This window comes from Bradyrhizobium sp. MI1.3 (genome assembly GCF_055811695.1).
Genome location: NZ_JBVVPQ010000025.1, coordinates 14,795 through 29,020, shown reverse-complemented (window position 1 = coordinate 29,020; position 14,226 = coordinate 14,795). Strand labels below are relative to the sequence as shown.

12 protein-coding genes and 1 pseudogene are annotated in these 14,226 nt (G+C 64.3%); 2 read left to right on the top strand and 11 right to left on the bottom strand.

The genetic code is table 11. The features are described from left to right. Window positions 1–46: 46 nt before the first annotated feature. Window positions 47–1,951 carry a sensor domain-containing diguanylate cyclase gene (locus tag AC0L3A_RS19595; RefSeq protein ID WP_473255028.1) on the bottom strand — a complete coding sequence of 635 codons (1,905 nt, stop codon included), beginning with the start codon at window positions 1,949–1,951 and terminating at the stop codon, window positions 47–49. 167 nt (window positions 1,952–2,118) lie between these two features. Further along, window positions 2,119–2,340, bottom strand: a complete 222-nt coding sequence (locus AC0L3A_RS19590) for a dodecin (protein WP_007597383.1) — start codon at window positions 2,338–2,340, stop codon at window positions 2,119–2,121. Between the two features lie 298 nt (window positions 2,341–2,638). Between AC0L3A_RS19590 and AC0L3A_RS19585 the strand changes: the two genes are divergently transcribed. After that, window positions 2,639–3,640 (top strand): glycoside hydrolase family 16 protein, encoded by a 1,002-nt coding sequence (locus AC0L3A_RS19585; RefSeq protein WP_219680521.1) that lies wholly within the window; start codon window positions 2,639–2,641, stop codon window positions 3,638–3,640. Window positions 3,641–3,714: 74 nt separating this feature from the next. Here AC0L3A_RS19585 and AC0L3A_RS19580 read toward each other — a convergent pair whose 3' ends face one another. The 8 genes and pseudogenes from AC0L3A_RS19580 to AC0L3A_RS19545 all read right to left on the bottom strand — a co-directional run bounded on the left by AC0L3A_RS19580 (window position 3,715) and on the right by AC0L3A_RS19545 (window position 12,485). Then, window positions 3,715–4,272, bottom strand: a complete 558-nt coding sequence (locus AC0L3A_RS19580) for an HNH endonuclease (RefSeq protein ID WP_007597381.1) — start codon at window positions 4,270–4,272, stop codon at window positions 3,715–3,717. 213 nt (window positions 4,273–4,485) lie between these two features. Further along, a pseudogene (locus tag AC0L3A_RS19575) lies at window positions 4,486–5,462 on the bottom strand (peptidyl-alpha-hydroxyglycine alpha-amidating lyase family protein). Between the two features lie 132 nt (window positions 5,463–5,594). Next, on the bottom strand, window positions 5,595–7,370 hold the full coding sequence (locus AC0L3A_RS19570; RefSeq protein ID WP_219680515.1) for an NAD(P)/FAD-dependent oxidoreductase: 1,776 nt from the start codon (window positions 7,368–7,370) through the stop codon (window positions 5,595–5,597). Between the two features lie 251 nt (window positions 7,371–7,621). Next, window positions 7,622–8,251: a general stress protein gene (locus AC0L3A_RS19565; protein WP_007597374.1), complete on the bottom strand. Its 630-nt coding sequence runs from the start codon at window positions 8,249–8,251 to the stop codon at window positions 7,622–7,624. Window positions 8,252–8,263: 12 nt separating this feature from the next. Further along, window positions 8,264–8,584: a hypothetical protein gene (locus AC0L3A_RS19560; RefSeq protein WP_219680512.1), complete on the bottom strand. Its 321-nt coding sequence runs from the start codon at window positions 8,582–8,584 to the stop codon at window positions 8,264–8,266. Between the two features lie 177 nt (window positions 8,585–8,761). Continuing rightward, window positions 8,762–10,270 (bottom strand): acyl-CoA synthetase, encoded by a 1,509-nt coding sequence (locus AC0L3A_RS19555; protein WP_219680510.1) that lies wholly within the window; start codon window positions 10,268–10,270, stop codon window positions 8,762–8,764. 22 nt (window positions 10,271–10,292) lie between these two features. Beyond that, a complete protein-coding gene (locus AC0L3A_RS19550; protein WP_007597363.1) occupies window positions 10,293–11,477 on the bottom strand; it encodes an ABC transporter substrate-binding protein in 1,185 nt (394 codons plus the stop codon). Window positions 11,478–11,510: 33 nt separating this feature from the next. Then, on the bottom strand, window positions 11,511–12,485 hold the full coding sequence (locus AC0L3A_RS19545; protein WP_473255026.1) for an NAD(P)H-dependent flavin oxidoreductase: 975 nt from the start codon (window positions 12,483–12,485) through the stop codon (window positions 11,511–11,513). Window positions 12,486–12,661: 176 nt separating this feature from the next. Here AC0L3A_RS19545 and AC0L3A_RS19540 point away from each other — a divergent pair, with 176 nt between their 5' ends. After that, a complete protein-coding gene (locus AC0L3A_RS19540) occupies window positions 12,662–13,549 on the top strand; it encodes a LysR family transcriptional regulator (protein ID WP_473255025.1) in 888 nt (295 codons plus the stop codon). Here the strand turns inward: AC0L3A_RS19540 and AC0L3A_RS19535 are convergent. Further along, complete coding sequence (locus AC0L3A_RS19535) at window positions 13,546–14,199, bottom strand: DNA-3-methyladenine glycosylase family protein (RefSeq protein ID WP_219680501.1); 654 nt, start codon at window positions 14,197–14,199, stop codon at window positions 13,546–13,548. The genes AC0L3A_RS19540 and AC0L3A_RS19535 overlap by 4 nt on opposite strands. Window positions 14,200–14,226: the final 27 nt, after the last annotated feature.

Sequence of the window (14,226 nt, the reverse complement as noted above, 5' to 3'; positions counted from 1 at the left end):
ACCGCGCTGGAGCGCGGGCGACAAATCCGGGGCAACGGTCGATCCGTCACGCGCTCCTGGCGGGCCAGGGGACGACCTGTCCCGACATCACCAGCCGGTCACGGCCGTTGTCCTTGGCGGCGTACAGCGCGCGGTCGGCGGCGGCGACCAGCGTGCTGCAGTCCGTCGTGGTTTGGGATGGAAGGCTCGTCGCGCCGCCAATGCTTGCAGTCACCAGGCGGGAGGGGGGACTTTGCGCATGCAGCATGGCGAGATCTTGCAGGGCCTTGCGAATCCCATCGCCGACCTCGGCGCAGCCCTCGGGACCGGTGTTCGGCAACAGCACGCCGAATTCTTCGCCACCATAGCGCGCCGCGAGATCGGCCGGGCGCTTGGTGTGCGCTGATAGGATCCGGGCCAGCGCGCGCAGGCATCCGTCACCCGCCAGATGGCCATATTGGTCGTTGAATTTCTTGAAATGATCGACATCGATCAACAGGAGCGAGAGCTGCGAGCCGTCGCGCCGGGCCCGCGCCCATTCATCAGCGAGGCGCTCGTCGAATGCGCGTCGATTGGCGAGCCCGGTGAGGCCGTCGGTCGTCGCAAGCGAGGCGAGCTTGTCCTGAAGGTCCTTCTGCTCGGTCATGTCGCGCACCACCGCGACGACGCCGTCGATCTCGCCGCTGTCCGATGCCAGGGTCACGTGCAACGCCGCCTCCGCCCAGATCTCGCCCTTGTCGCGATGACGCTGGCGATAGACGAACCGCGCCTCCTCGGCCTCGCCATTCTTAAGCGCGGCGATGGCCTGCTCAACCCGCTCGATGTCGTCGGCGTGAATGCCGGCCAGGGCCGAGGTGGCCAGCAGTTCGTCAGAGGACCAGCCCGTGATGCGTACGCAGGAGGGGGAAACGTAGAGCAGCCGGTTGTCGAGCCCGATCCGGGTCACCATGTCGCTGGATTGCTCGGCCAACAGGCGGAAGTTTGCTTCGTTGACGACGAGGGCCTGGGCCATGCGCTGCCGCTGCACGAGTTGACGGACCAGGTAGAAGCCAATCACCGCGATCAGCAGCACGAGGCCTAGGACGAAGGTGCTGCGCGCAGCCGCGGCTTGCCGCCAGGGCGCCAGCACGTCGTCCCGCGACTTGCTCGCCAACACCATCAGGGGATAGCGGCTGCTGCGTTGGTAATAGCTCAGCCGCTGGACGCCATCGAGCGGCGACTTGAAGTAGTAGACTGCTGCGGCGGGACGGCTTTCCCATCCCTTGAATAAGGGCGCATTGGACAGGTCGCGTCCGACAAAGGCGCCGCTCTCGTCGCGGCTGCGCGCCAGCATGATGCCGCTATCGTTGAGCAGCGATGCCGAGCCGTTCGTACCGATGTCAAACCGCTCGTAGAACGTAACGAAATAGCTGACGTCGATCGTGAGCAGGGCAACGCCGGCGAAGCCGCCGTCCGCATCGTTGATCCGGCGGGACGCGGTGACGACCCATTGGCCCCCGGCTCGGCTCTTCACGGGCGATCCGATCAACGTGCCCATCTCGGGCGAGTCACGATGACGCTGGAAATATTCACGGTCGCTGTTGTTGAGCTTGGAGAAATCGAGGTGCTCGGTCGTAGCCAGCCACTGCCCGGTCGCGTCATAAACGAAGATGCCGCGGATGCGGTCCGATGATTTCCGTGTCGGCAGATAGGCCTGAAGCTTGGTGATCGTGTCCGGACCCGTCCCGTCGAGTTCGAGCCGATGGACCAGGCCTACGAGGATCGTATCAACGAGTTCGAACGTGTCGTCCGCGTGCTGGATCAGCGAATGCGCCAGATTGGCGACATCGATCTCGGCGTTCCTGAGTTCGGCGTTGCGGGTTTCCCATTCGCGCCAGCCGCTCAAGCCGAGGATGGCGAAGCAGGTCAGGATGACGAAACCCGCCGCCCAGAGCGGAAGGCGCGTCTTTCCGAGTTCTCGGCCCGTGGTCATCAGGCTTGCTCCATTTCGGCGCAAACCTCTCACTTTGGCCTTAACGGGCTGTTGCAACATCCGCGCGGATTGTGCGCTTCCGGTCGGAACAGTCCTCGACAACTGACGGGCTATTGTCGAGCTAACCAGGCTGGCCTCAGGTGTCGGCTTCGCCCGGGCTTTCTGCCTCACTCATCCAGCGTGAAGCCGACGCGTAGCGTCACCTGGTAGTGGCGCACGGCGCCCTTCTCGATATGGCCGCGCGTTTGCACCACCTCGAACCATTTCATCTCGCGAACGGTCTTGGCGGCACGGCTGACCGCGTTCTTGATCGCATCCTCGATCGAGGTCTCGGACGATCCGACCAGTTCCAGGATCTTGTAGACGTGATCCGTCTCGCTTGTGGCCATGACTATTCTCCCCTCGTGCTGTGGCGGGACCGGGATATGTCTGTCGCGGACAACTGGCGCCCGCGCGACATCCGGCCTCAACTCTGAACGGATGCCGGCGCTCCGAGTTCCGTCCCCGGCAGGAGCCTGCCGCTCGCCTTCCGCGCCCTAGGCGTCCCATTTTGTAAGTGCACGAAAATCTGGATCGCGTGTGCAAGCGGCGCTCCCGAATTGGCGCGCGGTCGCGGGCCTGCTCTTGCCCGTCCCGACATGAGCGAGCTAACCTCAGCCTTTCCTCTGGCATCTTCGAAGTGCGGTGATGATGGAGCGTTTGACGAGGGGCGCTCTGGCTGCGATCGGTCTCTGCATTGTGCCTGCGCCGGGCATCGCGCAGGACGATCTCGATGCTGCCCCGGTGAGCATGTCGCTGCAGGTCACGACTGATCCCTCCACCATCGAGTGCCGCCGGCTGGAGACGGTCAATCCGGCCTCGCTGGTCTTCTTGCCGCTGCGCCGGACCTTCAACGAGGATTTTGACGAGCATCCGCTGGCGAACGGACGCTGGGTGTCGCACTACGCCGGTGGTGCGGCCTGGCCGGAGGCGCGCTACTGGGGCGGCGACGGCTCCGACTTCAAGCGCAAGACCAGCGCCAATGGCGAGCAACAGATCTATGTCGATCCGCGCTACGCCGGGCGCGCCTTGGCGCCGCTCGGGCTCGATCCGTTCAAGGTCAAGGACGGCGTGCTGTCGATCGTCGCCAGCCGTACGCCGCCGGGGTTAAAGCCGGTGCTGTTCAACAACGAGTACATCTCCGGGATCCTCACGACCCAGGGCACGTTCGCGCAGAAGCACGGCTATTTCGAGATCCGCGCCAAGGTGCCGGTCGGACACGCGGTGTGGCCGGCGTTCTGGATGCTGGCGGATGACGGCGGCTGGCCGCCGGAGGTCGACGTGCTGGAAGGCCGCGGCGAAAAGCCGGGTGATCTCGTGATGACGACGCATTGGCGGATTCCCTCGACCCAGAAGATCCAGTCCTGCGGCTTCGACTTCGCGGTCGGCGACGCTTCGAGCGCATTCCACACTTACGGTGTGCTGTGGGAGGAGGATCGCCTGGTCTATTTCATCGACCGCAGGCCGGTGTCCGACATCAAGGTGCCGATCGGATTCGACGATCCCATGTACATGATCGTCAATCTCGCGATCGGATCGAAATTCTTTCTCGGGGTCGGACCTGTCGACGCGGAGTCGCCGCCTACCGTCGCATTCGAGATCGACCGGATTTCCGTCTACCAGATCGATTTGGAGCAGGCGCGCAGATAGCGAAGCTCGCTGATCTGTCCCGGCGTTGAGCGGCGCGAGTCAACGATGGACTGCCGCGGGCCTGCACGCCGACGCTACGGATCCAGCTCCGTATCCCAGTAGAGATAGTCCAGCCAGCTGTCGTGCAGATAGTTCGGTGGGAACAGCCGGCCGTTGCGGTGGAGCTGGTGCACCGTCGGCGCGAACGCGTGCTGGCGTGGAAACATCTTGGCCTGCACCGGCGTCAGATTACCTTTGCGCAGATTGCAGGGCGAGCACGCCGCGACCACGTTCTCCCAGGTGGTCTGGCCGCCTTTGCTGCGCGGGATGATGTGGTCGAAGGTGAGGTCTTCGGGCGAGCCGCAATATTGGCAGGCGAAACGATCGCGCAGGAAGACGTTAAATCGGGTGAAGGCAGGGTGCGTGGTCGGCTTGACGAACGATTTGAGCGAGACGACGCTCGGCAGCTGCATTTGCAGCGTGGGACTATGGACCGCCTGATCGTAATGCGCGACGATGTTGACGCGGTCGAGGAATACCGCCTTGATCGCGTCCTGCCACGACCACAAAGACAGTGGGTAGTAACTCAGCGGCCGGAAGTCCGCATTCAGCACCAACACCGGCCAATGGCCTTGCGAGACATGTGCGTTCAAGTAACGCTCCTGGCCTCCAATGTACGCTGCGAAGCAGCACGTACTGACATACTACATGCAGCGTGACGGGATTGTGAAGCCCGTTGAGCGACTTATTCCGGCACAAGCAATGCGGCCGGGGGGTGGCAAACCGCGCAAAACACCGTGATTTCCAGGTCCGAGGCTATGGAGGCCGCGCCGTCCTGACAGCGCGACGGGGATGTGCCGAGGCAGCTACTCCCGCACCCGCTCCAGCTTCTGCAAGCACCGCGTCGCGCGCAGCACGGCCGGCATCTCCTCGTCCGGAAAGCTGGTCTTCCAGTCGGTGACGCCGACCTCGCCGACATAGATGTCACCCTTCGAATCCAGCGCGATGCCGTGCGGTGCCAGGAATTTCCCGCTGGCAACGCCCGGGCCTGACTCGCCGCCGAGCCGCGCGATGCGGTTACCCTTGGCGTCCACGATCGACAACCGCGGGCCGAGATTGGGCACCTTGCGGTTGACGGCCAGGCCAGGGCCGAGTTCCCCGATGACGAAGGTCGGGCTCTTAGCCCCACCGCAACAGCACAGCGCACAGGGGCGGTGCAGATTGTTCCACTGCGTCTCGTACCTGCCGTTGCCGTCGAACACCTGCACGCGGTGGTTCTCGCGGTCGGCGACATAGACAAAGCCGTCTGCGTCGGTGGCGATGTTGTGCACGATGTTGAACTGGCCGGGATCGGTGCCGGGCTCGCCCCAGCTTGTCATCAGTGTGCCATCGGGCGTGAACTTGTGCACGCGCGCATTGCCATAGCCGTCGGAGACGTAGATTTCGCCCTTCGGCGACAGTGCAGTGTGGGTACAGCGGTGGAACGGATCGCCGCTCATGAACGGCGACGGTTTTTCGGGATGCCGATCGTCAGCAGCACCTTGCCGTCGGTGGTGCACTTGCGCACGGTGTGGTCGCCGTCATCGGTGCAATAGAGATTGTCGTCGGCATCGATATGCAGGCCATGGGCGCGCGAGAACAGGCCTTCGCCCCAACTGCGCAAGAAATTGCCGTCGCGGTCCAGCACCACCATCGGATGGGCCCCGCGGTTGAAGACGTAGACGCGGTCCTTGCTGTCGACTGCGACCGAGGCGACGTCGGTGAGCTGCCATCCGTCCGGCAGCTTTGCGAAGTTCTCAACGACGCGGTAGCGGTGCTCGCCGGTGCCGAGAATGGCTGGCATGGGTGTTCTCCTCTTATTCGTATCGGCGATGCGCGATCGTCTCCACACTGTCATTGCGAGCGCAGCGAAGCAATCCAGACTGTCTCTGCGGAAAGATTCTGGATTGCTTCGCTGCGCTCGCAATGACGAGGCTTAAGCCGTGCCCGCCTCACGCCCCAAAATCCCTTCCTCGATCGCCTTGATCTGCAGCGCGAGATATTTCGAGTTGATCCGGCATTGTGCGAGGCTGCCGGCGATGAACCAGAGGCCGGGTTGCCTGGTGCGCGCATACATGTTGCGCAGCTCGAGGCCGTCGCCAAAACCCCAGATCGGGCCGACTCGCTCGGCGACGCGGCCGCCGAACAGTTTCCGCACCAGATATTCCTGCGTCTTGTAACCGGTCGAGAGCACGATCAATTCGGCCGAAAGGCTTGCGCCGTCCTTCATCCGGACGCCCTCGGTGACGAAGCCCTCGATGTCGGAAAACTGCCTGAGCTTGATCGCACCCTCGACGATGAGGTTGGAGCAGCCGACATTGAAATAATAGCCGCCGCCACGGGTGAGATATTTGAACTGCCAACCGGTGCCGGCCTCGCCGAAATCGAGTTTGAAGCCGACGCGCCGCAATCCGTCGAGCAGCTCCTTGTCGAGCTCCTTCGACTGCTCCGTCAGCATCACATGGGTCTTCTTCGCCAGCGGCGTCGGCATCGAGGTGGCGATCAGATCATTGTCCTCGAGCGTGCCCTCATTGTAGGTCGCATAAGCGAGTTGGGCCGACGGCTCGATATTGGTGACGAGCGTAGGTGAACGCTGCACCAGCGTCACGTCGGCGCCACTGGAGTGAAGATCCTGCGCGATATCGTGACCGCTATTGCCGGTGCCGATGACGATGGCGCGTTTGCCCGTCCAGCTCTCGCCGTCCTCGTAGCGGCTCGAATGCAGCAGCGTGCCCTTGAAGTTTTCGAGGGTCGGAATAACAGGCACATTGGCGATGCCGCTGACGCCGGTTGCCATCACCACATGGCGGGGGTGCATGATACGCTCACTGCCGGCGGTGTGCCGCAGTGTGACCGTCCAGTGGCCTTTCGCATCGTCGTAGGCGCCGCCCTCGAATTCGGTGCCGGTCCAGAAGTTCAGCTCCATCGCGTCGACGTAAGCTTCGAACCAGTTGGCGAGCTTGTCCTTGGGGATATAGGTCGGCCAGCTCGGCGGAAACGGCATGTAGGGCAAATGATTGACCTGCACCTGGTTGTGCAGGGTCAGCGCGTGATAGCGCTTGCGCCAATTGTCCCCGATCCGTGCCTCGCGATCGACGATCAGTGTGTCGATCTTCAACTGCTTCAGCCGCGCCGCAATTGCGAGCCCGGCCTGGCCGCCGCCGACCACCAGCACGGTGGGATCGCGATCGGTGTAGTCGCGCGAGGCGCTGCGCAGGTCGAGCCAGTTCGGTCCACGGAAGTCGCGTGAATAGGCCTGGCCGCGCGGCCGCGAGGTGCCGAGCTGCTCCTCGAAGCCCTTAAGCTCGTCGAGCGCGGTGAGGAGCGTCCACGCTTTCAGGCGGTCGCCGTCGTTGGCGTCGGGCACAAGCCTGACGATGCCGCTGCCGCGCCCCAGTGCGGTTTCGAAATTGAAGATCGCTTCGATATTGTTGGTCCCGGCACGCGTCACCCAGCGCGGTGGCGGGCGGTTCGGCGCGATCTTGAAGCTGCCCGGCGCGACCTTTGCGGCGAGCGTTGTCAGCTCCCGCTCGATCGAGCCGCCGCCGGCGATCGTTTGCAGGTTCCAGCTGAATGCCAGCGCGTCGCGCCAATAGCAGTCGGCGAGGAACAGACGATCCAGCCCAGCGCCATCGGGTGCGCCAAGCGTGCGCTCAAATTCATCGAGCCAGGCTTGCGCGGATGCGGCAATATCCTTCGTCCTGTCCAGCATGCGCGACCTCGTGCCGTCTTCGCGGCGTTTCCTCTAGGGTCGAAAGCTATACTGTTTCGCAGACGGCCAATAGCCGATTACCCGAGCAGTGAGAACATGTGCCCCTGCTTCAGCGGAATGCACCCGTTGAGAGAGACCTGCGGCACCCTCGTGGTTTCAAGGAGGGGCACGCGAAAAAGGCTCCACCTTGGTGGAGCCTCCCTCGCGCTCTTGGGATTCACAGCCGCTCGCGTAGCGGCGAGCGAACATCCCTACCTACCCCGCATCCCAGTGCCGTACAGCTCGCGCTCACGGCCGATATCGTCAGGAGACAGCGGTGGGCTTGCGGCATCGAAGCCATTCCAGCCGGACTTCTGCCAGGCGGTGCTCCGTTCCTGCAGGTTCACGGCCTTCTCGTGCAGAAGGGCATCGAGACGCGTGCGGTCCTGGTCGGGTACCCGGGCCGATACCAGCGTTCCGCCACGACGGACGCCTTCCGCGTAGCGCGACGCATCATCCTTGGAGACGCCGGCTTCGGTCAGCGCGCCAACGATGCCGCCCGTCGCGGCGCCGGCCGCGGCACCAACTGCGGTCGAAGCCAGCCATCCGGCGGCAACTACCGGTCCGAGCCCCGGAATGGCCAGCAAGCCGAGTCCTGCAAGCAGGCCCGCCGCGCTGCCGATTCCAGCGCCGATGCCGGCACCCGTGCCGGCGCCTTCGGCGCGATCGTCGACGCCGTCGCGATCGCGGTCGACCTTGGCGGTGGAGGAGCCGTACCAATTATCGGAATTGTTCGCGACGATGCTGATGTCGGAGTGCGGCACGCCCGCGGCCTCCAGACGCCTGACCGCACGTTCCGCATCCGGATAGGTGTCATAGAGTCGAGAAATGGTGGTGGTCATGTTTGATCCTCCTTACTTGGCGGGGTTCACGTTGCCCTGGAAGTCGACGCTCACGTCCGCCTTGGTCCCGGCCTTGTCGGCCTTGCCGCGCCAGACGCCATTGTCGTCCTTTTGCAGGCCGGAAACATTGGAATAGCCCGCGCCCTCGATCTTCGACTTCGCCTGTCCCTCGGTGAAGCTGTTGCGGCCTGCAACCGGTGCGTTGGAGTTGTTGTGATCAGAGCTGTTGACGGCGTTGTTGCCCGGGCCGCTTTGTGCCTTTTGCGACTGTGCGCTTACGGGCATTGATCCGAGCAGCAGGACAGCTGCAGCGAGCGAAACTAGACGTGACATAGTTTATCCTCCGGCAGTGATTGTGCCGGTCGACAACAGACGAGATTCGAATTGGTTGCTCTGCCATTTGCGACGGAAGCGCGGGTCTTCAAACTGGTCGATATTGAAGAGGCCCAGGAACGATTGCCACTCGTTCCCGTTTATACGGTCGCGCTCTCTCGGACGCGTCGCCTGCTTTCACGCCGCCCAATAGGGCTCCCGCAGTTTGCGCTTGAAAATCTTTCCCGTTGCCTCGCGCGGCAGAGCGTCGCGGAATTCGACGTCCTTTGGCACCTTGAAATTGGCAAGCCGCTCGCGCAGGAACGATCGGACAGCGTCGGCCGAGAGCTCGGCATCGGATTCAGGCTCGACAAAGGCGCACAGCCGTTCGCCGAATTCCGCGTCCGGGATGCCGAACACGGCACAGTCGCGCACGCCGGGCATTCCGATCAGCACGTTCTCGATCTCCGCGGGATAGATGTTGACGCCGCCGGAGATCACCATGTCGCGCTTGCGGTCGCACAGGAACAGATAGCCGTCCGCGTCGAGGTAACCGACGTCGCCGACGCTGACGAGGCCGTCACGACCGGCCTCGGCCCTTGCCTGCGACCTGCCGTGATAGTCGAAATCGGGCACTGCCGTCTGGCGCATGTAGATTTCGCCGACTTCGTTGGCACCGCACTGGCTGCCGTCATCGCGGAAGATCCTGACGATGCCGCCTTCGATGGCGCGGCCGACCGTGCCGGGCTTCTTCAGGGCTTCCTCGGCCGAGTGCCACACCGGGATCCCGGTCTCCGTCGAGCCGAAATATTCGTTGATGACCGGTCCCCACCAGTCGATCATAGCGCGCTTGACGTCTGGCGGGCAGGGCGCGGCGCCGTGCACGACGAAACGCAGGGACGACAGGTCGTAACGTTGCCTGACCGCTTCGGGCAACCGCAGCAGCCGGACGAACATGGTCGGTACCATGTGAATGTGCGTGACGCGGTGGCGCTCGATCAGCGCCAGCAGCTCCTCGGGATCGAACCGCGCCTGGAGGATGATGGTGCAACCGCTGCGGAACGCCAGCATGCCGTAGGAATGCGGCGCCGAGTGATACATCGGCCCGTTGATCAGCACGATTTGGTCTTCCCGCGGCTTGATGCCGTAGGCGATCCCGCCCACACGTTCCGAGGCGGCCGCCTGTTCGGGCTGTATCGGCATGCGCCGCACGCCCTTCGGCATGCCCGTTGTCCCCGATGTGTAGATCATTGCTGCCGCGCGCCGCGGCGGCTCCTGCGCTTGCGGATGGTCGTCGCGCCAGCGGTCCCAATCGGTCAGTCCCACCGGGATCTCGGTCAGCTCCCGAGGGATCGAGAAGGTCGCTGCGGGTTCGGGCGGGGTCGCGACGACCAGGAGAAGGACATCGGCAGGTATGCCTTCACGGATCTGCGGCAGCAAATCGGCATGGCAGACCAGGATCTTCGCCCCGCTGTCGGCCAGAATGTAACGGACCTCCTCGGCTTTCAGATGCCAGTTGATCGGCACCACCGGACTGCCCAGCGCGGCGGAGGCCGCAACCACCTCGAAGAGGGCGAAATCGTTGCGTAGCATCATCGCGACCGGCGCGGCCTCGGCGAGCCCCAGGGCGCGGAAGCCGCTCATCGCCCGCTTGATCCGGGCCCGGATGTCGTCATAGCTGATCTGGCGTTCGCCGCTGATGATCATGGCGTCTCCTCATTCCGCTCGTCTAGCGATCATCCAGCACGTCGCCGAAGCTGACCCAGCTCTTGCCATTGAAGCGCCGGAGCTGAAGCTGCTGGAACGGCAGATAGTCGTCGGGGCCGGTCGCAACAGCCATTCCCGGCAGCAGCAGCGGCAACGTCACGTCCTTCAACGAGGCCGCCTGGCGCATGATGTTGTCGCGGCTGATATCATCCTTGCACGCCTTCAGCACCGTCATCAGCAGCGTGGCATAGTGATAGCCCGCGGCGTAGTTGGAGTTGGAGAGGTCCGCGGTCGGCATGTAGCGCTTCATGAAGGCGAAGTATTCCTTCACGCCGGGATCGTCGGCCCATTGCGGATCCATCGTGTCCTTCTGGTTGCTCGACGAGATCAGACCAACGGCGTTGTCGAGGCCCGCCGGCTCCAGAAACGAGATCGACGACGCCGAGGTCGGCACGAAGAACAGCTCCGGCTTCCAGCCGATCTCGGCCACGCCCTTGACCATCTGCGAGGTGAACTTGCCGAGCACGACGCCGAACAGCACGTTGGCGCCTGACGCCTTCAGCGTCGAGAGCTGCGAACTGATCGTCGGCGCGCTGGTCTCGTAGCTCGCCTCCGCGATGATCATGCTTGCGGCCTTGGGCCCGAGCGCTCGCTTGAACCCCGCCACATAATCGCGGCCGAAATCATCGTTCTGCGACAGGATCGCGATCTTGGCGTCGGGCTTGGCCTGCAAAATATATTTGGCGTAGACCACGCCCTCGGATTCGTAGGCCGCCATGCCCGGCATCGTCCACGGGTTCTTCTGTGGATCGGCCCATTTGGTGGCGCCGGAGAGCACGAATAGCTGCGGCACCTTCTTGGCGTTGAGATAGCGCTGCACGGCGCTATTGGTGGCGGTGCCGAGCGAGCCGAACATCATCAGCACCTCCTCTTGCTCCACCAGCTTGCGGGTCTGCTCGACGGTCTTCGGCGGCGAATATGCGTCGTCCAGCGTGATGAACTTGACCTTGCGGCCGTTGATGCCACCTTCGGCATTGACCTTCTCGAAGAACGCTTCCTGCGTCCGTCCGATCGCGCCGAAGCCAGAGGCCGGACCGCTGTAGGGCAGGGTCTGCCCGATGCGGATCTCGTCGCTGCCTTCGGCGTGGGCGCTGCCGCCAGCGAGCGTCAGCAGCGACATGCCGATCAGTGCGGCTGCGAGCTTCATGGTGTCCTCCCGTTTTATTGTCGGTCCGAGACGTCAGGCGCTGACGCGCATCAGAAAATCCTGTCGGGCCTGGTCGAATTCCTGTTTCATCCGGTCGACGAGCTCGGCGACCGGCGGCGCGTCGGCGATCTGGCCGATACCCTGGCCGGAGCCCCAGATGTCGCGCCACGCCTTGGACTTCATGTTGCCGCCGGAGCCGAAGTTCATCTTCGTCTTGTCGGCGGCAGGCAGATTGTCCGGATCGAGCCCGGCCGCAGCGATCGAAGGGCCGAGATAGTTGCCGTGCACGCCGGTGAAGAGGTTGGTGTAGACGATGTCGTGCGCAGCGTGCTGGGTCAGGGCGGATTTGTAGGCTTCGTCAGCGTTGGCTTCCTTCGTCGCGATGAAGCGCGTGCCCATATAGGCGAGGTCGGCGCCCAGTGTCAGCGCGGAAGCGATTGCGAATCCGTCGCTGATTGCGCCCGACAGCAGGATCCCGCCGTCGAACCATTGCTTGACCTCACGTACCAGCGCGAAAGGCGAGAGCGTTCCTGCATGTCCTCCAGCGCCTGCGCAGACCAGAATCAGGCCGTCGACGCCTTGCTCGGCGGCCTTGCGCGCGTGCTTGACGTTGACGACGTCGTGGAAAACGAGGCCGCCGTAGGAATGCGCGGCCTCGACGAGTTCGGCGGGCGGCCGTAGCGAGGTGATGATGATGGGCGCCCTGTGCTTCACACAGGTCTCCATGTCCTTCGTCAGCCGGTCGTTGGAGGCGTGGCAGATCTGGTTGACGGCGTAGGGCGCGACCTTCTTGCCGGGATTGCGCGACTTGTATTCGCCGAGTTCGTCCTCGATGCGGTTCAGCCACTCGTCGAGCTTTTCCACCGGACGGGCATTGAGCGCCGGAAACGAGCCGACGACACCGGCCTTGCACTGGGCGATCACCAGCTCGGGACCGGAGACGAGGAAGAGCGGAGAGCCGACCACGGGCAGCTCGAGCGAATCCTTCAAGAGAGCGGGCAGCGCCATGATGTCCTCCCGGAAACGCAGCCCGCCGGCAGGCGGATGACGAGGCGTTTCCCTGTTGGTCGTCGCGGGCGAGTTGCCGCCCATGTTTCATTTGACGCCATTATAGGGGTTGGAGTGCGGCCTCCGATCGTTCAATATTGAACGGACGACTATTCAGATTTGAACAGAGGCCGCTTATGGACTGGGACCTTTGCAAGACCTTCGTCGCCGTCGCCGAAACCGGCAGCTTCACCGGCGCGGCACGCCGGCTGCACAGCAGCCATCCCACCGTCAGTCGCAAGATCGCGGCGCTGGAAGCCCAGCTCGGCACCAGGCTGGTGGCACGCGCCGCCGACGGCCTGGCGCTGACCGCGGATGGACGGACATTGCGCGAGCACGCCGAGGCGATGGCGGCGGCCGCGCTGCGGGCGGAGACGGCAGTCTCGGCCGGAGGGCATAAGGCGCGCGGGACCGTCAAGCTGTCGATCGGCGCGACGCTGGCGTCGCATTGGCTGATGCCGTGCCTGCCTGCTTTCCTGCGCGCGCATGATCACGTCCAGCTCGAGATCATCACCCATCCGTTTCCGGCGAGCGTGCGCCGGCGCGAGGCGGACGTGGTGCTGCGGCCCTTCGACAGCGGCGAGGAAAATCTGGTCGGCCGCAAGATCGGCCGTCTGGGCACCGGGTTCTACGCCTCGCGGGACTACGCCGGCGGGCGGTCCTTGCCGGAACGGCGCGGCGAGTGGAAGGGGCACAGCGTCATCGGTTTCGCCGATCAGACCTCCAACATCCAGCTTGCGCGCTGGAGCGACATCGTCACGCGTCAGGCCAGGGTGGTGATGCGCTGCTCGTCCCAGGGCGATATGCTGGCGGCGGTCCGCGCCGGACTCGGAATCTCTACCTTGTCGTGTTTTGTCGCCGAAAGCTACCCCGATCTCGTGCGCATCGCGCCGCAGAAGCTCGCAAGCGTGGCCGACCTGTGGCTGCTCGCACACCCCGACCTCGTCGAGCTGCCGGCGGTGCGGGCCGTCATCGACTTCGTCGCCGATTGCGCCCGGACCGATCGCGTTAGGCTGCGGGGCTAAGCTGATCCGGCGAGCACGCCTTCGCGTTTTTTCACCGCGCGATAATAGCTCCACCACAGATGCGCCGCCGCACCACGCAGGGGACGCCAGGGTTCGGCGAGCGGCGCCATCTGCTTCTCCGTCGGCCGCGCCTGCAAGCCGAGCCCGATGCGGATGCCTTCCTGGACGGCGAGATCGCCGGCCGGCCAGGCGTCGCCATGGCCGAGGCAGAACAGCAGATAGACGTCCGCAGTCCAGGGTCCGATGCCGGGCAGTGCGATCAGCGTGTGATGCGCGGCATCGGCGTCTTCTTCGGCGAGCACGTCGAGGTTCAGCCGCTGTGCGGTGATCTCGCGCGCGAGATGTTTCAGCGTCTTGATCTTGGCTGCGGACAGGCCGAGCCGCCCCAGCCGGTCGGTGCGGGCGCGGCGGACCGCGTCATGGTCGAATGGATCGAAAGCCGCCGACAGCCGCCCCCAGATCGCCGCGGCGCTGGCTGTGGAGAGCTGCTGCCCGCAGACGATATGGGCAAGCCCCGCAAAGCCCGGCTCGCGCCGCCGCAACGCCGGCATGCCGGCGATTGCGAGCACGGGCTTGAGGCGCGGATCGCGCTTGACCAGCGAGTGGACGGCTTCTTCGAGGTCGGACTGGGTCTCGAGGTGGATGGTCATCGCTTGCTCAACTTGTCATGCGCGGGC

Coding starts and splice junctions, on each gene's coding strand:
- AC0L3A_RS19595 (WP_473255028.1), bottom strand. CDS start 1,951: ATGACCACGGGCCGAGAACTCGGAAAGACGCGCCTTCCGCTCTGGGCG.
- AC0L3A_RS19590 (WP_007597383.1), bottom strand. CDS start 2,340: ATGGCCACAAGCGAGACGGATCACGTCTACAAGATCCTGGAACTGGTC.
- AC0L3A_RS19585 (WP_219680521.1), top strand. CDS start 2,639: ATGATGGAGCGTTTGACGAGGGGCGCTCTGGCTGCGATCGGTCTCTGC.
- AC0L3A_RS19570 (WP_219680515.1), bottom strand. CDS start 7,370: ATGCTGGACAGGACGAAGGATATTGCCGCATCCGCGCAAGCCTGGCTC.
- AC0L3A_RS19565 (WP_007597374.1), bottom strand. CDS start 8,251: ATGACCACCACCATTTCTCGACTCTATGACACCTATCCGGATGCGGAA.
- AC0L3A_RS19560 (WP_219680512.1), bottom strand. CDS start 8,584: ATGTCACGTCTAGTTTCGCTCGCTGCAGCTGTCCTGCTGCTCGGATCA.
- AC0L3A_RS19555 (WP_219680510.1), bottom strand. CDS start 10,270: ATGATCATCAGCGGCGAACGCCAGATCAGCTATGACGACATCCGGGCC.
- AC0L3A_RS19550 (WP_007597363.1), bottom strand. CDS start 11,477: ATGAAGCTCGCAGCCGCACTGATCGGCATGTCGCTGCTGACGCTCGCT.
- AC0L3A_RS19545 (WP_473255026.1), bottom strand. CDS start 12,485: ATGGCGCTGCCCGCTCTCTTGAAGGATTCGCTCGAGCTGCCCGTGGTC.
- AC0L3A_RS19540 (WP_473255025.1), top strand. CDS start 12,662: ATGGACTGGGACCTTTGCAAGACCTTCGTCGCCGTCGCCGAAACCGGC.
- AC0L3A_RS19535 (WP_219680501.1), bottom strand. CDS start 14,199: ATGACCATCCACCTCGAGACCCAGTCCGACCTCGAAGAAGCCGTCCAC.